General features: G+C 30.9%; 24 protein-coding genes. 1 reads left to right on the plus strand and 23 read right to left on the minus strand.

Annotation, left to right across the window (positions count from 1 at the left end; translation table 11 throughout):
• Positions 1-146 precede the first annotated feature (146 nt).
• The 3 genes from AN161_RS27710 to AN161_RS17630 form a co-directional block, all read right to left on the minus strand.
• Positions 147-1058, minus strand: a complete 912-nt coding sequence (locus AN161_RS27710) for an ORF6N domain-containing protein (RefSeq protein ID WP_075807288.1) — start codon at positions 1056-1058, stop codon at positions 147-149.
• A 160-nt stretch (positions 1059-1218) separates the two neighbouring features.
• Positions 1219-1728 carry a hypothetical protein gene (locus AN161_RS17625; protein WP_053595643.1) on the minus strand — a complete coding sequence of 170 codons (510 nt, stop codon included), beginning with the start codon at positions 1726-1728 and terminating at the stop codon, positions 1219-1221.
• Positions 1729-1821: 93 nt separating this feature from the next.
• Positions 1822-2028 (minus strand): helix-turn-helix domain-containing protein, encoded by a 207-nt coding sequence (locus AN161_RS17630; protein ID WP_241774597.1) that lies wholly within the window; start codon positions 2026-2028, stop codon positions 1822-1824.
• 179 nt (positions 2029-2207) lie between these two features.
• Between AN161_RS17630 and AN161_RS17635 the strand changes: the two genes are divergently transcribed.
• On the plus strand, positions 2208-2648 hold the full coding sequence (locus AN161_RS17635; RefSeq protein ID WP_053595645.1) for a hypothetical protein: 441 nt from the start codon (positions 2208-2210) through the stop codon (positions 2646-2648).
• A 53-nt stretch (positions 2649-2701) separates the two neighbouring features.
• Here AN161_RS17635 and AN161_RS17640 read toward each other — a convergent pair whose 3' ends face one another.
• From AN161_RS17640 to AN161_RS17735, 20 genes are all read right to left on the minus strand, one after another.
• Entirely contained in the window at positions 2702-3745 is a 1044-nt protein-coding gene (locus AN161_RS17640; RefSeq protein WP_053595646.1) for a hypothetical protein, read from the minus strand.
• Between the two features lie 189 nt (positions 3746-3934).
• Positions 3935-4186: a hypothetical protein gene (locus tag AN161_RS17645; RefSeq protein ID WP_053595647.1), complete on the minus strand. Its 252-nt coding sequence runs from the start codon at positions 4184-4186 to the stop codon at positions 3935-3937.
• Positions 4187-4232: 46 nt separating this feature from the next.
• A complete protein-coding gene (locus AN161_RS17650; RefSeq protein WP_053595648.1) occupies positions 4233-4859 on the minus strand; it encodes a hypothetical protein in 627 nt (208 codons plus the stop codon).
• A 206-nt stretch (positions 4860-5065) separates the two neighbouring features.
• Positions 5066-6073, minus strand: coding sequence for a site-specific integrase (locus tag AN161_RS17655; RefSeq protein WP_241774599.1), 1008 nt, complete (start codon positions 6071-6073; stop codon positions 5066-5068).
• 173 nt (positions 6074-6246) lie between these two features.
• Positions 6247-7428: a zinc-ribbon domain-containing protein gene (locus tag AN161_RS17660; RefSeq protein ID WP_053595650.1), complete on the minus strand. Its 1182-nt coding sequence runs from the start codon at positions 7426-7428 to the stop codon at positions 6247-6249.
• Between the two features lie 85 nt (positions 7429-7513).
• A complete protein-coding gene (locus tag AN161_RS17665; protein WP_053595651.1) occupies positions 7514-8014 on the minus strand; it encodes a hypothetical protein in 501 nt (166 codons plus the stop codon).
• Between the two features lie 2 nt (positions 8015-8016).
• Positions 8017-8520: a hypothetical protein gene (locus AN161_RS17670; RefSeq protein ID WP_053595652.1), complete on the minus strand. Its 504-nt coding sequence runs from the start codon at positions 8518-8520 to the stop codon at positions 8017-8019.
• A gap of 81 nt (positions 8521-8601) precedes the next feature.
• On the minus strand, positions 8602-9582 hold the full coding sequence (locus AN161_RS17675; protein WP_053595653.1) for an Ig-like domain-containing protein: 981 nt from the start codon (positions 9580-9582) through the stop codon (positions 8602-8604).
• A gap of 39 nt (positions 9583-9621) precedes the next feature.
• The gene (locus AN161_RS17680; protein WP_053595654.1) at positions 9622-10380 is read right to left on the minus strand and encodes a hypothetical protein; all 759 of its coding nucleotides are present in this window, start codon (positions 10378-10380) and stop codon (positions 9622-9624) included.
• Positions 10381-10394: 14 nt separating this feature from the next.
• On the minus strand, positions 10395-10838 hold the full coding sequence (locus tag AN161_RS17685; RefSeq protein ID WP_143114894.1) for a hypothetical protein: 444 nt from the start codon (positions 10836-10838) through the stop codon (positions 10395-10397).
• A gap of 74 nt (positions 10839-10912) precedes the next feature.
• Entirely contained in the window at positions 10913-11608 is a 696-nt protein-coding gene (locus AN161_RS17690) for a hypothetical protein (protein WP_053595656.1), read from the minus strand.
• Positions 11605-11901: a hypothetical protein gene (locus AN161_RS17695; RefSeq protein ID WP_053595657.1), complete on the minus strand. Its 297-nt coding sequence runs from the start codon at positions 11899-11901 to the stop codon at positions 11605-11607. The genes AN161_RS17690 and AN161_RS17695 overlap by 4 nt, the downstream gene beginning before the upstream one ends.
• Position 11902: 1 nt before the next feature.
• Entirely contained in the window at positions 11903-12328 is a 426-nt protein-coding gene (locus AN161_RS17700) for a hypothetical protein (protein WP_053595658.1), read from the minus strand.
• A 14-nt stretch (positions 12329-12342) separates the two neighbouring features.
• Positions 12343-12783, minus strand: a complete 441-nt coding sequence (locus AN161_RS17705) for a hypothetical protein (protein ID WP_053595659.1) — start codon at positions 12781-12783, stop codon at positions 12343-12345.
• A gap of 66 nt (positions 12784-12849) precedes the next feature.
• Positions 12850-13818, minus strand: coding sequence for a hypothetical protein (locus AN161_RS17710; RefSeq protein ID WP_053595660.1), 969 nt, complete (start codon positions 13816-13818; stop codon positions 12850-12852).
• Positions 13819-13864: 46 nt separating this feature from the next.
• Positions 13865-14329: a hypothetical protein gene (locus AN161_RS17715; protein ID WP_053595661.1), complete on the minus strand. Its 465-nt coding sequence runs from the start codon at positions 14327-14329 to the stop codon at positions 13865-13867.
• Between the two features lie 48 nt (positions 14330-14377).
• Positions 14378-15832, minus strand: a complete 1455-nt coding sequence (locus AN161_RS17720) for a hypothetical protein (protein WP_053595662.1) — start codon at positions 15830-15832, stop codon at positions 14378-14380.
• 208 nt (positions 15833-16040) lie between these two features.
• Positions 16041-17549, minus strand: coding sequence for a hypothetical protein (locus AN161_RS17725; protein ID WP_053595663.1), 1509 nt, complete (start codon positions 17547-17549; stop codon positions 16041-16043).
• Positions 17550-17581: 32 nt separating this feature from the next.
• Positions 17582-19333 (minus strand): hypothetical protein, encoded by a 1752-nt coding sequence (locus AN161_RS17730; protein WP_053595664.1) that lies wholly within the window; start codon positions 19331-19333, stop codon positions 17582-17584.
• Between the two features lie 10 nt (positions 19334-19343).
• Complete coding sequence (locus AN161_RS17735; protein ID WP_053595665.1) at positions 19344-20174, minus strand: hypothetical protein; 831 nt, start codon at positions 20172-20174, stop codon at positions 19344-19346.
• Between the last annotated feature and the right edge of the window lie 48 nt (positions 20175-20222).

The following is a 20222-nucleotide window of genomic DNA, read 5'->3' on the forward strand; positions in this document are numbered from 1 at the left end:
TTCCTAATTATATTAAATAGGGAAGTAAAGTTAGGATGCTTTACTTGTCAAGTAGGTTCATGACTTCCTTCTCTATCCCTATAGTTAAATATTAACATATGTAACAACGGAAAACTACTATGAATTATGTATTTATTTCGTTAAACTCAAGATAAATATTTTTTATATGTGTTTTCATTGAATTTATAAGTCTTACCACTTAATTCAAAATAAGCTTCTTTAAACTTTCCGTTCCTTGTTCCACGTTTATAATAATCTACATCAAGATAAAGTTCATTCTCTAAGAAATCGTTCATCATTTCTAAAGCTTTATCTGAATAATAAACTGCTGTACCAACATTACCGCCATGTACTGTTGTGCGAATAACATTTACATATTCATCTTTATAGCCAATTATTGTGTTATAGATTCTTAAATGCTTTGCAATGGCGTCAATAAAATTGAAGTGAGGTTTACTCTTTAATGAATACAATCCAAAATGACGAGCGATATTATCGTTAGTTTTATAACCTTCAGATACAGTCTCTTTATTAAACTCCGTTTCAAGTGTGAGGACTTTATCATTCACTTCTAACATTTTCTTTTCTTGTTCTACCATATTATTAACTATACCTTGTAAAACTTGTAATTCAGTTGATGGTTGATTATTAATTGGTATGATGTTTCCATCACGTAATTCAAAATACTCATTTAATAATTCATCATATAAATCCCAAGATTTATCATCATCAAATATTTTAACAAGTTTTGCATATCCTCTTTCAGATAATAGATAGATGTTTGTTGAGTTTGAAATAGATTGTTTTGTGAAGATGTTATGCTCAATAAGTGAGTCCATGAAAAGGACTGAGTTTTTTGCATCGATAATATCAATATTATCTTTAAAACGTTTACGATTATTGTTAATTGCTTCATTTACTTTAGCTAAACGTTTACTGTGAATTTCAGCAATATGTTTCGCAAGTATTGATTTCTTATCTACTCCAAATCCTCCATGAATATTAGGAATTTCAATCCTCATAACCTTTACTGTTTCTTTAATTGCTAAATTACTCATTAATTCTCTCCTTTGATATTTGTGTATTTTTATAGATAAATTTTATCTACAGTTAAATGTTAACATTTACGAATATCAAATTCAAGTATATTTTATGTATTTTATTAAATAAAATATTACAACCTAATCATTTGAGAGTAGGTTGTAATATATATAGTAGTTAATTTTCATTGAACAGTTGATACTTATCCATAATTTCAGTGACCATTAACATATCATTTTGAGCATTGATAGCATAGTCTTTTGCTACAGAACTATCTAATTCTGACTTTGAATCATAAGATTTAATTTGATGTTCAGAGTACAATTTAGCATTGTATAAAAACGAAGAAAAATAATTATCTATTTCTTTTTCTGCATCATTTACAGGAGTATAGCTAACTCCATTTACATATACCAGAAACTTTCTATATAAATTCTTTTTCTCTTCAATGTCATTTCCAGATGCATTTTTTAGGTTTTTATTAAATTCTCCTAGTTTAGTGTTTGCCTCTAACAGGATATTATAATATTCAAGTGAGATTTTTCTTTCCTGAACACCAACTGGATAACTCGATAAATCTACTTTTGGTTCAGCGCTAGCACTTACTTTTTCATTATTTTCTTTTCCACAAGCAGATAATAGGAAAGAAAAGCATATCAATACCATCCACAATCTGTTAAATTTCATAATTACGCCTCCTGAAATACAAAAATATGTAATATAAGGATAGCATAATTATGAAATTTATGATATATGTTGCAATTTATTCAGTTATTATAATTAAATTTTTTCCCCTTTAGAAGTAATGAAATTTGCAGTATATTCCACATTTAACGCTTCCGCAATACCTAATAATTCCTTTTCGCTAAAATTATCTCTTTTAAATTTATTTGTAATATTTTGAGGAGTAGTATTTAACCTCTTAGCAAGTTCTTTAATTGACACATCCTCTTTCAGTAATAAAATTTTAATTTTTTCAGTCATCATAATAAAATACCTCTCTTTCTGTCTATATTATACACTAAAAAATTTAATAAATCATTAATTAGTTTAAGAATGTATTGATTAATAAACTATTGAGTGTATAATTGCATTATAAAGTTTTGTGAGGTATTCATTTAACAAAACTAAAATAATAAATTTCAAAAAAGAAGAGGAGAATAAAAATGAACACATTAATCACATCGATCAAACTTATTGCAAAAGGTAATATTCCATCACAAGTTGAGCTAATGGGTAAGCCAATCTACGAGAATGGTAAAATTAAAACTTTCGAAATAATTTACCAAGACTATAACTATGACGAAGAAAATCATCTAGATTTCAGTATTGAAAATTTCAACATGACCATAGAATCTCTATCAGAAGCTACATACAAATTCACCAATTACTTCACATTCAATGTTATAGAGGAAGGGATAGTTGAATTTGATTTATGTGTGCTAGTTGAAGATGTACATGATGATCTACTTAATGACATTGATAACATATTTACACCTAGTAGCATCACAATTCAAAACTTTACATTCAAGGATGAGTGTTATTTCTTTAAATTGGACATGCAAGTTGTTGAAATTGTTGCAGCTAGAGTAGTTGATATTTATTAATTTGAATAGGGAAGGTGAGATTAATTTTCTCACCTTTTTATGTATTTCGTATTTTAATTATATAAATTATACGTAGTTTCATTCACCCAAATGTTACCTGTATCAAAAGCAATCTTAGCACGTTTAAATGTGCCTTTATCTTCATTATTTTTAGGTTTATTGTACTCTACTGCAAAAACTAATCCTTCTTCATAAATATAATTTTCAATTTCTTTAATTGCTAATTCACTATACTTTACAGTAGAGACATCTCGACCTCCACGCTGAACAAGATTGATAGTAATATAATCGTCCATATGACCTGCATTTCCTTCAGGATTTATATAGAAGCCTAATTTCTTAGCCATATTAATTGTGAATCCTGAATGCGGTTTATTACTTGTAGAGGAGAAGATGTTTAACTTTTTAGCTACAGCCTCAGCAGTACAATCACCTTCACGAATAATTGCTGTACGATTTACTTTATGTTCAAGTGTTTCAACTTTAGTTTGAACTTCTTCTATTTGTTTAGATTGTAGATATTGATGCAATTCATTCTTTAAATTATTCAGCTGAATAGCTGTTAAAGTGTCTGTTGGAGCTATTTCAAAAAGACTTTGACACTTCCAGATTCTTAGACGTAACTGTTTTTCTGTTTCATCTTCAATTTTAGCAATTTCATTCTCAACAATATCAAATTTGCCATCTGAGTTTAATTTAGGGTTAACTTCACGACGCATAAACTTTTTAAACTTATTAGCATTTCCAGAGTTAGAAGCATACATAGTACCAAAGATGCCTTCTTCTAAAACGATATCTAAACGAGGAACTGATTTATATTGTTCGTATAAGGTCTTTACTGTTTCAGTAACGACCAGACTGAGGTCTTTACTTTCTTTTAATACTTGTTTAAACAATTTTAAATCTTCGCCTGTTAATGTTTTGAATTCAAAGCCATCCTCGAACTCTTCACGATCTTTAATATCAAACCATGCTTTAGAGGGGACAGTATAACCTTCAAAAGCTGTTAGTTCTGGAGCAATAGTTGCTACCTTGCCATCCAGTTCAAATAAATATAAATCTTTGTTTCCTTCTGTAAAGTTTGTAATGTTACTCATAAATATTTACTCTCCTTTAAATTATGTATTTTATTAATTAGTAGATGTGAAGTAAAATTCTTATCTACAATTTAATACTAACAGGAGAATGAAAATAATTCAAGTTTAATTTATGTATTTTGTTATTTAATTTGTGATAATAAAAGACCCCTCCTCATTTAATCAAGGTAGGGGAAGTGAAATGTAAAATTACTTAACCTTAATCATTGTCCGATAATTAGAACTTTCTTCATCGTCATCAGAGTCGCCTGCTGATTTCAGTATATTTTCCATTTCCTTGAAATGTCTACGTGCTATACCTAGACTTCTATAGTCCTTTAAAATCCGTTCAATTTCAATAAACTCCTTAACCGATTTTGAATTTTGTAGTTTGGCTTCGTAGCTTAAAACTTCATTTTTTTCGCTTTCTGTCAGATAGTCAAATGGACGGAATTTGCTCATCAGAACACCCCTCCTAAAATATATGCTGTAAGTAAATATTATGTGTTCAACTTTTATTTTTATCCTCATAACGTTTCATCATTTCGAGCATGTTACTATAGATTACTTCTGCTTTTTCATTTGGTGATTCTCCTTTAGAAGATAATGAATCGACTTCTTCTGTAGATAAAACCTTGCTATCGGATTTTAAATCCTCCATAATGGAATCCTCACGATGAGAATCAACTAAAGCATTTCTTTTTAGATACGAAAATCCACTCAATCCTGCAATAAGACCTAAGATCATTACTTGAGATACTGTGCCACTTGGATTTAAAAGATTGACCGCTGTAATTCCGGCTACAGAACCAACAAATGAGAACTTCTTCTTAATATGCTTGATATCTTGACGATACCCACCTTTTACACCATCGATGATTATGTAGCAGTATCCGCCTAAAGCTCCGAATAATGACGGAATCAAAAATTGATTCATCATGTTAAAACCTTTGAAATAAGTTAAGAAAGAATTGAATTCATCAATAAAAAATACCTTAATTACAACTATTGCTGCGATAAATATTATAATGAATTTAGTTTCTCCGCAATATAAGAAATCAAAGAAACCGTTTTTAGATTGCTCAGTGCTGTCGTCGTCCTTATTTTTATTATTATCAGAAGATGGAGAAGTCATACGTATAAAGCTCCTTGCTATGTTTATGAAGATATATGTAGCAGTTTCTTTATACGTATTATATAACATTAATGTCATTTTGAAAATGCATTTGCAAAACCACTACCTTAGTAATGATTATTGTATATATTTAATAAAATTCTGATATTATCTAAATAACTCAAGTATTCCCCTAAAAAGAGTAGGGGAGTAATTCAATCATTTAGTTACGTATTCAGACTGCCAAAGATATTATTCTTCTCTTCAGCGTGGTCACGTAAATCATAATGAGCAATCGTTGTAGCCACATTTTCGTGATGCGCTACGAATTTACTTACTAATTCTAACGGAACTCCTTGCTCTAATAAGTAAGTTACTGCACTAGCTTTAAACAAGTGAGGATTTATTCGTCTTTCAAGGATATGAGAAAGAACACTGGAGCATAAATAGTTAGCCCATCCTTCTTCTACAACTTTAATCTCATCTCCATATTTTTTAGTGAAGATATACTCGTGGTCATATCCACGTTTTTCTAACCAAAGTTTTATGTATTTTAATGCTTCAAAGTTGACCATATAAGGTTCAATTTTACCGTCTTCACCACGACCTTTTAAACGTACATTATGACTCATGATATATGTAGCATTTTCATCGATTTCATAAGTTGCTATTTCAGACTTAAATTGAATAATTTCATTACGTCTAGCACCAGTGTTAAATGCTGTAGCTAACCAAGCCATTCCTAAATAATTCTCATCATCTTCTAAGACTTTCATCATTTCAAGATATTCATCTTTTGTAATTTTAATCTTTTCATATACTGAACTTTTTGGAATAGCAGGTAATCCACGAGTAAAGTTTCTGAAATTTTTATATGGATTTTCTTCATCATCGTCAAAATCATCCATTACTACATTTTCTATATAGTTACATAAACTAGAAATAACTGCTTTACGAGTACCAATTGCGGAAGGAGACATTCTACGGTCATCTCGTAAATAAGACAAGTATCTAATGATATCTCTTTTCTTAATCTTATAAATAGGTTTGTTATTTAAGGAGGAACAAATAAACCACCCGAATTGACGCAACATTGATAAATACTGTTTTTTAGTTTGAGGTGAGTGTGATTGAGATGCTATGTATTCGGAAACTAAATCTCTAAATTCTTTATTGACTTCATTCCACATTTCATCAGTTACTTCTGGTAATTTCTTTGCTCTGTCACGTAGCATATTCTTATTAATTTCAATTTCTTTACTGTTATCCTTTTCTGACAATATTACCATTCTCCTTTCATAATAATAAAAAAGACTTGAAGCTCATTTCACTTCAAATCCAAGTTTTCTATATGCATTTTTTATTGCGTTAATAAGGGGTACAGGATTAGCTTGTATTCTTTCAATTGTTATCTTTGTTTTATTTTAAAGCTACATTTACCAAGAGAATAACCTAACTCGAGATATCTTCTGATTGTAGTATCATGTAGTTTTAGTTCTTCAGATATTTCATTTATTGATTTTCCAGAATTCCACATTTCCCATGCTCTACTAGTGAATCCTTTTTTTATCTCAAATGATATCTCATTAAATACATCTGCTTCAAAATTAAAAAACTTTACGATGTCAGTACTCAATATTGAATTCTTTATGTATTCAAAATTACTTTTTTTAGCATCCACTTCTATATAAGTCATTGTCCCGTTTTCTTTTGCTAATTGTTTTTTATATTTATCATTCTCTTGCTCTTCAAGTAAAGTCTTGCCTCCAATACGCTCAAATGATTCTTTATAATGTTGTAATCCGTGTACTTCAATTATCATTTTATGAGAAGGAATATAAAAATCATAACGTTTTCCTTGTGACCAGTACTTTGCACTATCATAATCGAAATCTATATTTAATTCTTTTAACAAACAATACATTATTTTTTCACCTAAACTAACTCCGTCTGAACATACTGGACAATATAACCCTTGCCATTTAACATCAGATATTTTCTTTGAAATAGTAGTCTCGCAATCTGGACATCTCCATATCACTTTCTTTCCACTAGTTTGCTTATACTTATATCCATCTTCAGGGTTTTCTAATAACTTAGCTAAATCTAGATTAGTAGTCCACATATCATTAACACCTTTTAAAATTAGGTTAGTTCCACCATTACAATAAGGACAACCATCACCTCTAGTCCTACGATCAATCGAAGCTACCCATTCATGTCCAAAATCACATTTCCATCGAACCTTATACTTACTTCCGCAAGTAACATCGTTTGGAGTTAAGTTTATACCTATAGACTCAATCCATTCAGACGCAATAGTTGGTCTTAATGAAACTAAAGAGTTCGTATCGTTAACTCTTCTTCCACTACAATAAGGACATTTTTGACCTTTCCTTCTTTGATTTACTGTTGCATCATAACTACTTTTACATTTAGGACAAATCCACCACGCTACTTTTCCACTACTTTTAGTTGTATCGTATACATTCAATTCTGAAACATTATTCTTTTCAAAATCCCATTCAACCCATAAATATGTATTTATTTTTAACATTGCATTATCTTTTAAATTTTTAACTCTTTCCAAATCCAACTCTTCATTAGTTTGTATATTTATGTATTTGTTTTCGCAAATTTCTATCCAACCCCTTATTTCGTATTAACTTTGTATATTACTTAACTGTAAATCCTACTTTCCTATAAGCCGATTTAATTGCATCAGTTAAGTGACTAGGGTTATCCATGATAGACTCAATTGTTTTTTTTACAAAATCTCTACTCTCACTCCACTTACCAGTACGATACCAATTTTCATCTAAGCCATCGACAATAGTGTCAGTAATAAATTGCCCTCTTAATGAATCATAATCATGTTCATAGATAGGGGAGAAGTGTCCTTGTCCTAAAGTTAAGTTTTCGAATAGTACTCGAACTTTTCCATTGTCGATTTCAACCTTAGTAATCTTCATGTTACGAACATCAGATAAACCACCATCATTACCTCTACGTAAATATTCAACAGGTACATATTGACGATAAACTACATCTTGTACAGCTTTAGACATTACACTTGCTAATACTTTTTCAATATTTTTATCTTTAAATACTGTGCTGATAATATCTCCACGTGTTAAATAACGTTGTAGTTGATTTAAATCTTTAAATTGAACCATAATTATTTACCTTTACCTTTAGCTTTAAGCATTTCTGACTCAATCTTATCTTTAAACTCTTCAAGTGCTGATTTTTCAATCTTAATTAATTCAGTCATCATATCTGCTTTTTCATAGAATCTATCAACGACTATAAAAATCTGTTCTTTATCAAATAGCTTATCTAAAATAAACGTAAGCCATCCACGTTTATACATTTCCCACATCGTTGCTGTATGCATTTCAAGAGATTGATTTTTTAATTCACCGTATAAAGAAGTGAAGTGTTTTACTATTAAAAATTGAAGGAATTCAATTACTTGAGCATCGTCTTTCAGATAGTCGATATTTTTAGTTTTTGCTTCCTTAATAAAGCTAGATAAATCCTCAAATAGATTATCCATTTTTGAATAAGAAAATAAGACATCATAATCAATATGAGTTTCTTTTGTGAAATTATGTCGTTTTGTTTCATTTAATAACTGTACCTGATTTTTAATATCAGCCAACTTCAATGGTTTAGACATATTTATATTCTCCTTTTCTCCTCAAATAATAAAAAAGAGAGTAGGGGATTTAGCCCTACTCATTATTATGTATTTATTTAATTAAACTACTTCGACATCAATTACTTCTTTATACTTGCCGTCTGTAACACGAACTGTTGTATTACCGATAGCTACTGCAGTAATTTTACCTTTTGTATCTACGGTTGCAATTGTTGGGTCATCAGAAGTGAAGGTTAACTTTGCATTATCCATTACGATATTACCGTATCCACCACCACGAATGCCGTAAACGGTTACTTGCTCAGAATCATTCGCAATCGTAGAATCTAATACTACTTCAGATGGATTGCTTGCCAACATTGAAATTTCTACCTTTTGATCTCCCATTGGTAAATATTTAATATAAGCATAGTTACCTTTATCATCTACTAAAGATTTACCGTTTAATGTAGACTGTGATGTACCGTCATGTGTAAGTGATAATGACATAGCTCCATCAAGCTTATATCGAGGAACTTCAATTTGTACCTCATAAGCATGATCTCCATCTTCATCAAATAGTCCAGAAGTTAATACTAACTTACATGCTTTAGGGAATGAGTTAGCAGGGATCACCATTTCGTCTACTAATGTCTCATATTGATATACGACCATCGCTGTTTTATCTGCAAGAGTATGGACTGTAATTTCTTTATCATTCGGAATGATTGTTTGATTACCTGCGTCCATTTCTACGTATACATTTCCAATAGGAGTTTCTTTGAGTGCACCTTTACCATTTGCATCAAACTCAACAGTTTCTTCAGTATAGTATTTACTTAGCTTATTTTTAATTTCAGAGCCTGTTTGTAAAGCTAGATACGTAGGACTGAAATCAGCTGCTTCGAGTTGGAATGCAACGACTTTTTGATAGTTGTATACAGTCTGCAATTGTGAACCACGACCTGCGTATACCTCTTGCTCCTGAATTGTTTGTTCCATTGAAGAGCTAAGTAAAGCTTTACCTTTTACTAATAGATTATCAGTTTTAGGATCTAAAAGTAGAGCATCTGCAACTGATACTGCGAATAATTTTTTCATTAATAAAATTCCTTCTTTCTTTAAAATATATGTATTTTGTTAATTACTAGATATTCCTTTATCTGAGACTAATTTATCCAACTGTTCTTTTGACATGACAATATCATCATCAGGATTCTTAGTTTCAATGTGATCTAACCAGTGAGGAATTACAGTTCCTTCTTTAAACGAAACCATTCCTGAATATTGAGCGTTCTGAAGAATATCTGCAGACTTGATTAAATCATATCTTTCTAACTCTTTTCTAAATTGATAAATAGTCATTTGTTTTATATCCTCATAAGAAGACTTCGAAACACACTTATAAGCAATTATCTGTTGTTCTAAATCAGCCATTTTTTTGTTTCTTTTATTCATAAACGCTCTAGCTTCACTCTTTGCTTTATCAAACTCAGTACCTAAACTCTCATCTGAAACATCAATTAGATTTTGCTCGCCAATTATCACTTTAATTTTGTCAAAATCTCTTTCTCTAATTACAATTTCGTCATCAATAATAATCGTATATCTATTCTTTTCATCAACATCAAACCTAATATTTTCACTTCTACTAATCAATTTTATTAGAGTTACTAATTTATCAAAGAAGTGCTTATTAACATCATCTGAACTAATAAGTATCAAAAATGCCAAATAAGACATTTTAATAATCATTGGATTTTGAATTGTATTCTTAGGAAGCAATAGGCATTGTACCGTATCGTATAAGTCTTCAATGTTTTCCATCTGAACAGGGTAGATTGGGATATTACGATGGTATTTAGGATTTCCCCAAACATTATCTAAATCAATCTTCATAGCAAATCCTCCTTTTACTGTAGAGAATTTGTAATATATGCCATTTTGTATCCTATAAAGCCATCTGGAGTTTTGTCAATAGGAGAGGAGAACGCCAATCTAAAATTTCCAATATCAGTGATTTGTTGATTATCTAATATTTCATTTAGTGTATTGCAAATCCAACCTAGCCTCATGTCCTCATTATCTATATCTACATGCACATAGACATCAAAATTATATATCTGGTCAGCTACATATATATTATCCTGTAGTCTTCTAGCGGAGTTATTATAACTTTTCTGTAATTGTCTTGATCCAGTGTAAAAACAAATTCTACAGAATTGAGATTCTAAATCTAAATCGTATCTTTTGTCGGTAGGGGAGATAACTTTTTTGATAATTTCATCTTTATTTTTTAATTCATTTATGTCTTTTTTATCAGGAGAAAGAGGGGAGTCGAATGCATTTTTTGGCACATAATGAAGGAGTCTCATTAGTTTTTTGTTTGAAACTAAAGCCTTGTACAACTCTTCTAAATTACCTTTGAAGTCTATTCCTCATCATCTCCTTCCTGATTATTTACACTTTCAACACGTTCACCAGTAATTCTTAGAGTGCCTATTTTATTAATTGAAGATGATGGATCAATTCTGATAATACGATAGGCATCATTGTATAACTCAAATTTTTCGTTATATTTTATAGAAGGTGCTTCAGAGTATGGGATAATGACCATTACTTGATTATCTAACAAATTCACTGGGTTATTGGTATCTGCAATAGCTGTAGATGCATCATTCATTTTTGTTATACATGGTAATCTTGTGACTTCTCCTGGAATAATGTCATAAACAGGTCTGTCTAAATCGTCATAACCTAAAAACTTTTTTTCATCTGCATACTTTACTGGAAATTCAGCAGTACAAAGTTCTCCTAAAAATTGTGGTGTAATTTCATTCGTATCTTTAGCAATTAATAAGTAAGTAAGTTCACCTTGTGTAACATAGTGTCCCATATCTACTTTTGTATCTGGAATGAAGATGAATTTTCGCTTTTTATATGTATCTTTATCTTTAGTGATGCAATAATGAGTTACAGACTTATCAAGATTTAAATAAACGTCATACCTATTAGGAGAGTTTAAAATTTGTTGTTTAGCAATAATTTTAGATTTATTATGATAAGCGTCTCTTGAATTATGACCATCGTTATTCAAACGTTGTATATATTTATCTCTGTAATTCAAGTGGTTTCACCAACTTTAAACATCCTATTTATCAAGCTAATACAGCGAAAAACTTCTCCTCTAATCACCTTTATATCTGGTTTAGGTGCAAGGCTGTCATCATAAAAATGTTCTAGAATGTTTAAAAGAGTAATAACTGTTACTGTGTCTTCTACTAAATACTGTAACCCATACAGTTCATAACTAAACGACTCAATATAACGTGGAAGTCCTTCATTTTTTTCTTCAAATAAGCAAAGAGTTTCATAGAATCTATCTTTCAAATAGTTAACGTATCCATCTGAAATATTCATACTAAACACCTTGCCTATAATAATATTCAATCATTAATAAGTTGGCTTCATCTATTATCCCTTTACGCAACTCTAATAATTGTTTAAGTTGATTAGCGGGGGAGTGTTGATTATAATCTTTTGACCCAATTTTGTTATACACATAGTCTTCGCTTATAATTTTTGGAGATAGATGTTCTGCGATCATCAGTGTTGCTAATATTTCTTTTTCCATATCAGATAAGCAGATATTGAATTGAAATAAAGCATCCTCTCGATTAGATAGATTTTTTGTAGAGTATGTGAACTTCGGTATAGCAGACCTTAAATAGCCTAATAATATTTCATCTGCAAAAACTGGATTATTCTCTAACTGATTTTTTATATAGTAGTCATTGACTTTATCAAGGAATAAACCGAAAATGTCTGAATATGATGTAGATGTCATAAGATAACACCTACTTATTCTTCGTTTTCATAAATTTTTATCTTGGATTTATTCTCAATGATATCAATTTTAGCTTTGCTATCTAAATTCACTTCACGAGCAGCCTCAACAAACTGTAATAAGATCGCATTTTCTGTAATTTCTCCGATAGCTTTTTCTAATTTTTTATAATTTCCATTTACTAATTCTTTTATTTCTTCATATTGAAGAATATTAGCATTAGCTTTTTCGCCATCTAAAGTTTCTAGTCCATATTTAACACGAAGGTCTTTGTCATCAATCCAAATCAAGCCTTTTTGAATAATTGCTTGATTAATGTTGATGTAATCTAATTCTTCTTCTGTTAAATTTAAGAATGCTCCTTGTCTTGGTAAAATACGGAATGATTCGGGTAGTGGATTTAAATAAAAACCTACTACACTATGTACATTATTAATAACTTTTACTTTTTTCATATTATCCTTTTCCTCCTATTAATTTAAAAAAGAGGAGTAGAATAATCCACTCCCACATTTATCATATTAAACGATTGTATACATACCTAAGTTATGTACTTGTAAAACGTTCACTCCTGCTTTTTGAATAGCTTTCTTTGTGATAGAACCATCTTCAAATGATTGCTTCTCTAGCATCTCAGTTCCGCCTTCTTTTGTAACTTTTACTGGCTTATCTGAGCCTACAGGAACAACAAAGATTAAGTTATTGTCTAACTCCCATTCAGTGTTAGACTCATCTACAAATGTATTAGGTAATTGAACTAGAGCTTTACCTTCCCATGTTCCAATGAATCCATCACGATTAAATGCATCTTTCATAGAATCAGACATTAATGCTTGGAATCCAGAATCAGAAGTAATATTTGATAATGCAACAGACGTACCTACAATTACAGGTTTACCATATGCACCTACAGTATTAGCTACTGAGCGAAGTTGTGCTAAAGAGAATGCACCTGAGTATTTATTAGCAGTAGGAGCATCTGCCATCGCAGCAACAAATGAAGCTTGAACATCTTTTAAGATTTCATCTAGAATAGCATCAGCCATTTCGTCTACAATTTCAGTAAATGCTTCTGCGCGACCAGATAATACGTCATCCCATTCAACATACACGCTTGAACCGATAGCACGAGGTTGAGCAGGAATCTCTTGTTTATAGATTTTTTGACGACGAATCTCTGAACCTAATGCAACGTATTCTGCCTTAATTTTGCCATTACGCACACGGAATTTCTTTTTAGTACCATGAGGTACAGGAGCAATCTCTGCAAAGATTTCTAGCGCATCTTTTAATTTTGATTCTAATACTACATCAACATTTTCAGTGATGATTGCATTAATTTCTTTTTTATTTCCTTCATAATCTTTCATTAATTCAGAGAAGATTTCCACTAATTCTGATTTACGCTCGTTAATAGAAACTCCTTCAATTGAAGATTCACCTTTACGTACATCAGAACATAATTCTAAAACTTTTTTATACTTTACCATAAGTTATTTTTCCACCTTTATTATTTATGTATTTTATTAATTATTTTTATGCTTGTTCAACTTGTAACGCTACTGCTTCTTGACCATTTAAAACTGTGCGCTCAATTACTCGGAATACTTGCTTAGTTGTAGGTGCAGTGGTATCGAATGCAAATTTACCGCCAATAACACCATAAGCATAATCGCCTTTTGCAATTGAAGCAAATGTAGTACGAGTACCTGATAAATCTACTTGAGTAGTAGTGAAAATATCACCTTTTTCAAATTCATAAGTACGAACTTTCATTCCTTTTGCTTCATTGATAAAATCAGACTCATCTTCTGAATCATATAGATTTGTAACTGAAGCTACTAATACCTGATCTTTCGTTGCATCTGTAGTAGGAGCAATTTTGCCTGTAGTATAATCAATTTCTGCTAACACTCCATTTTCAATAGCAACATCTGCATCATAGTGATAAACGTGACCTGCCATTAAATCTAATCGAACAATACCGTATTTTTTTACCATAAGTTATTTTTCCACCTTTATTTTATGTATTTTATTTATTAATTTTTATTACTTAATTTCATACTTTTGTAGAATGGTTTGAGGTATTAAATTCTCACCTTGTTTAGCATTTACAATAATGTCTTTAGTCGTAATAGAGTTTACTTCTGTGATTGATTTACTTTTAGCAACCTCATTTACAACAATCTCATTTAACTTTTGTGCATCTAGCGATTGCAAAGCCTCTTGAACTTCAGTTGTTTTAAACGTTTCTTCTGAAAGTAACTTTTCATAACGAGATGAAAGTTCTGTTAACTTAGCTTCTTTTTCAGCAGTTTCTACTTGCTCCTTATATTTACCTAATTTTTCAACAGTAGAATTTAACTCCGTTACTTGAGATTCTAGAGCTGTTTTAGCCTCTTGTTGTTCAACTACAGTGGAATTTAACTCAACTACTTTTGCTTCCAATTCTTCAATTTTGTTTTGAAGTTCAACTACTTTTGCTTCATTTGTCTTATCCATTTTAGACAACTCCTCCTTTGTACTATTTAATTCTGTTTGTAATTTATTTAACTCTCCATTAATATTAGTACCTACAACTTGATAAGTAATTTCTACTTGTTGATAGTCAGAAGATAAAACTACTGTGTCATCATTTAAGGAGTAGTCAATTTTATATAATTTATTTGAATCGTTCCATTCTTCAACGATAACGTACGTCTGAAATACTTCACGAATCCAATATTTATAAGATCGCTCTTCTGTTGTAGGGTTTACAGGATTGATAAAATTATAGATTTGTTGGCGAATGTCATCATGACTCAACTCGCTTATTTCGATATGAAATTTAGTTTTGTATCCTTTGTTAAATAACTCTTTCTCAGCCAATTTATTTACTCCTTTCTGTTCATTTTTAATTTTTTGTAGATCATTTTTTACCGCCATCGCAATTTCACGTTGCGCTATTGAAATAACTCCTGCATCTGAATCTGCAGGAGAAATGCTGCTACCTAACAAGCAATTAGATAAATATGTATACTCTTTTGCAACACGATAGTCTTGAGTAGGATTGTCTTCATATGCATAAATTTCAACTTCAACTGAACTATCAGCATTGTCTTCATTAAATAATTTTTCAACACATGCTATAATTTCAGGATATTTATAGTTCCACAAGTCTGCTTTGGCGTATAATGCTTTCACATCCTCATCATCCTCAACTTTATCAATCCATACTTCTTTAATTGTTCCAATAGCAATTGTCTCTAATCCAACAATATTGCCGTCATCATCAACTATTTGTTCGTGTGTTCCTAAATCCTCAATTTTATCAAAGTATTTAGTTACAACAGGTTTATTAATTAAAGAATTCATATAAGTTTCTGTATAGTTTTCTTTAAAATCAAGTCCGTTCGCATTAGTAGTATCAAGCTTATGTACTAGCATTACTATTTCTCTAGATACGTCATCTTTACTTGAAATCTCTATAATAGACGATGTTAGTAATTGCCTTTTTTTAGTCATCAATTCACCTCCTTCTAATTGAATTAGGCATCATTAAAATGTTTTTATGTATTTTCTTTATTAATGCAGATATCACATTTACAATCGTTTTCATGTACTGGCTTCTTAATACCCAATTCAATAAAAGTATGTTGTTTTTTAGACGCTACTTCTGTATTAGGATTAACTTCGAAAGTAGGGGAGTAACCTTTCATATAATTCACCTCATTTAGCTTGTTGATGGCTTAGGATTGTTATTACTGCCACTAGACTTGCTTTTAATTGTATTTTCGTTGGTAGGATTATCTACTTCAGGAGCTCCACCATTATCAACTTTACCACTTTGAGTATACGCATTTGAAGCAGGGTAGAGGACGCTTTCCGTTTTCAATATTTTGCGCTCATATTCAGCTTGTCCAATGACATTTTCATAAGGAAGACCAGTGAGTGATTCTAACCAGAATTTAGAAGTTCCTGTTTGCATATATAAATCTTTATATTTATCGATATATTTTTCGTGATTTAATATTGTAGATTTAGCAAAAACAAAATTACAAGAAACTGATTTAGGTAAAATATTCTTAAGGTAGTTATTAATTATTACTTCAAATTTTTCTAATAGTGTGTGGATGTATCTGAAGAATTTCTGACTGTTTAACGTGGCAGAACTAAAGTTATTACCTCCACCACCCCAAAGTACAGCAGGGCTGATGCCTAAGTTTGAATAAATATCATTTTCAATTTTTTCATATAACTCTTTCTTAAATAATTCAGTATCAACATCTAATGTATCTAATTTAAAGAAGTGGGGGAGGGCAATAGTTCCTGTTCCTGAATTATCAGTACTTGAATTTGGATTTATACCATTCTTTTTCTTAAATAACTTACTCACTTCATTAAAATAAGCTGTAACAACTTCTTTAGGCACTGGCTTTGTACCGTCTTTATCTAAATGTCCTGCTGAAAGAATAACTATTGTTTTCAATAGTCTGTCTGCTACTGAACGTTCAACTTGATCAATAATCTCCTTTTGCAACAGAGCAGACCACGAGCCTATAGTTAACGGTAATCCATAGGGCATATTCCTGTTACCATCGATATTAATTACATCGGCATCCTTTAATTCTACGTATCGATAATCTTCACCTTTATTCATGTACAGGCTATATTTTGCTAAAGATACTTCTTCAGGCAGCGACTCGATAATAGCTAATTTGTCATTTACATTCTTACATTTTTTAATAGTATTTAAATCAAATTCTACTACCCATTTACCGTTACGCTGTTTATTAATTCGTAAATCGTCAATATCCAAAAATTGAACATATCGCTTACTACGCAAACAAGTGACGATTGTACCCATTTCACCAACTTCAAATAATCCATCTCGAACAAATTGCTTAACATCAATTTCACGTAAAAAGTCATTAACTTTACGTTCATAATTTTTAAGTTTCTTTTCATCATCTACTTCTGACCATGAAATAATATAATCTAAAGTAGGGAGCGACTTCAATGAACGCAATACTTCTTTAATAATTCCATGCTTATTAGTTAGATATTTTGATGCTTTTTGAATTTCTTTAATATTAGAATATGGATTCTGTAGATACCTATATAAATCAGTTAAACTAATATCTCGTAAGGAACTACCAGAGCCATATTGAGTAATGAAATCAGTTAATCCTGCAACTTCGATCCATTCGTTGTAATTTGATGAAGTATTATCTTCAGACATTTAACCCCTCCTTTCTTTATGTATTTATTTAATTAAAATCCTGATTGCATGAAAAATAGATAATCATCGATAGAAGAATTTACATTGTTCTTATTATCCATTTCTAATTCTTTGATGTAATACATGGCATACCCTAGACTCGTAACCCTGTCTCTTTTAGTTGCCTTAGCAATACGATTGTATAGTATGTTACTGAGACCACTAATTTCTTGTTTTATATTACTTAATTCTTGTATTAATAAATCAGTATTAACGTGAACTAGAAATTCTTCATTAGTAACCTTACCTTGTTTATAATCATTATCAATTTCAGCAGAATTGACAGCTAATCTTAAACTCTTATCTTCAAAACAAGTCTTCATATATGTGTACATCGTATTATTAAGTTGATTCGTTGCGGCTATCTCTCTGATTAAAGGATTTGCATTTTTAATATTTGTATATTTAGGATTGCCATCATCAGGAATAAGAGGAGGGTATTCAACCATATCTCCATTGGCATTCATATGTTCCCAAGATTCAGCTAATAAAGATGGAAGAGCTTCACCGTTTCCTCGAACATCAATTACTAACTTTTGAGTATTTTCAAATCTTAATAACAACTCTCTTAAATATTTAGCTTGTTCAGGCAGAGACATTCCGTTATGTGTTTTTATATACACTAACTCTTTGATTATAGATCCATTTGGTTTTTCTTTTAATTTTATAACCGTTGTACAAGCGTTATCGCTACCAGCTTTGTCCGAAATTGCTACGTCATGCGAAATTACATATGAATTAACTGCTTTTTTAGGTTGTCTGTATTCCACCTTGTCAAGTGACCTTACACTTTCTGTCAAGTCATAAGGGAAATAACTGTCATTACTATTTCCAACAAAAACAGCTTCATATTCATATGCGAATTTATCAGAAGTCATACTAGGTTTGGATTTCTCTTTAACTATGTCGTCTTCATAATATATTCCTGCATTAACCCCTACCTGATAGGGGAGGGTGCATACAAAGTATTCCTTATTACCTTCCTTCATACTGTTATAATGAGTCATAAACCTTTGATATAAATCACAAGTTTTCAAGTAGGCAGAAGATATGTATATAAGTTTACCTTTCTCTATTGGCATTTTATCTCCGTAAATCATAGACAGATTTATCACTGTATTACGCCTAGTCTTGGTCATCGGGGCTAAAATTTCTGATACGATATCGTCTGACACAATCCTCGCTTCATCAATTAGTATCTGCGAAAACCTCCATGAACGAGCGTTTTCACCGTCATGACCTAATACAATTGCTCGTATTTCAGAACCATTTTTAAAAATTACAGAACAGTCATCTGAACCAGTTTTAATATTCTCGATTTCACGCTTTACGTTTTCATTTTTATATAACTCACCTTTAACTTTTTGTACAATTACGTTACGTGATTGCTGTCCTTTACCTGAGGCAATGCCCAGTTTTATTGACGGGTAAAGTATCGCCACGCAAATAAAAAATACGGCAGAAAGGTAACTTTTACCTAGTCCTCGACTAGCGATAAACATTGACTCTTCATGCCTTGCCATTGCCCTTAAAATTACACGTTGAAAAGGGTATAACTTTAACCCTAAAATATTTATAGCGAATTCATCAATGTAATAACGATAGTAAGATATAAATTTGACCCATTCCTCAATATCTATTTCTTCTAATTTTGCAGGATCATAACTAGCTGAATTATCGAAGTCGTTGTAGTTGTTGTCTTTTATTTTTCTGTTTTTATGACTATAGTGTTTGTAAGATGACATTTAAATCACCTCACAACGATTTCAAGATGTGACCAAAGTCATTTAGCATTTTGTCGATGTCATCTTGTTCGGTAGGGATATGCTCTGGAATAAATGTTTTAGTTTCAACTAATTCAAATACTCTACCAAAGCATCCTAATCCAACTTCATTTTGTCCACGTTGACTTTCAGAGAATTGAGCTGATTTGGAAAGTGTATCAAATACATCTTTAGCATCTTTATAACGCTTATCTGCTCCACTAACACCTTCTAATACATCTCTGAAGCAATTGTCCATATGTAGACTTGCTTTTGCTATTTTCTTTGCATAGTCCTTATGATTCTCTGTAACAATTTTAAAATCCTTATGTAATCCATTTAAGTAACCTTCTAGATACTCTATCTCAGAAGGGGAGTATTCCCCCATCCACTTCTTGTTGTACGATTTATTATCTTTATCGTTGAAGTCATTTTTAATATCTACTTCACTAGACTCTACATTAATTGTATTATCGCTGATAACAAATGCAAAATCACTGTCTTTCCAAGATAGTGAGATGTTTTGAGGCATGGCAATATTCTTCATATACAATTTAAAGTAGTTAGATTTAGTATTTCTAGATTCTGCTTCACTTATAGCAGATTCCCACAAGTCTTGAATGAAAGGCTTATCTATCATTCTAAGTGCATCTTTAACTATTTCAATATTGTAATTGTCTTTTTCAGTTGGCTCTACATAATTCCATATACAAATTTTACAAACTCCAACTTTACCAGTATGCTTCATGAATTGAGAAGGTGACGAGTAGAAATCTTCCGGTTTCTTTTCTTTACCGCAACAATTACATGTTATCTTATTCAAAGTAACAACCTCCTTGCTGTCAAAATAAAAAGAGACATCGCTTATACG

Origin of the sequence: Lysinibacillus sp. FJAT-14222, assembly GCF_001278875.1 — a bacterium.
GTDB classification, from domain to species: domain Bacteria; phylum Bacillota; class Bacilli; order Bacillales_A; family Planococcaceae; genus Lysinibacillus; species Lysinibacillus agricola.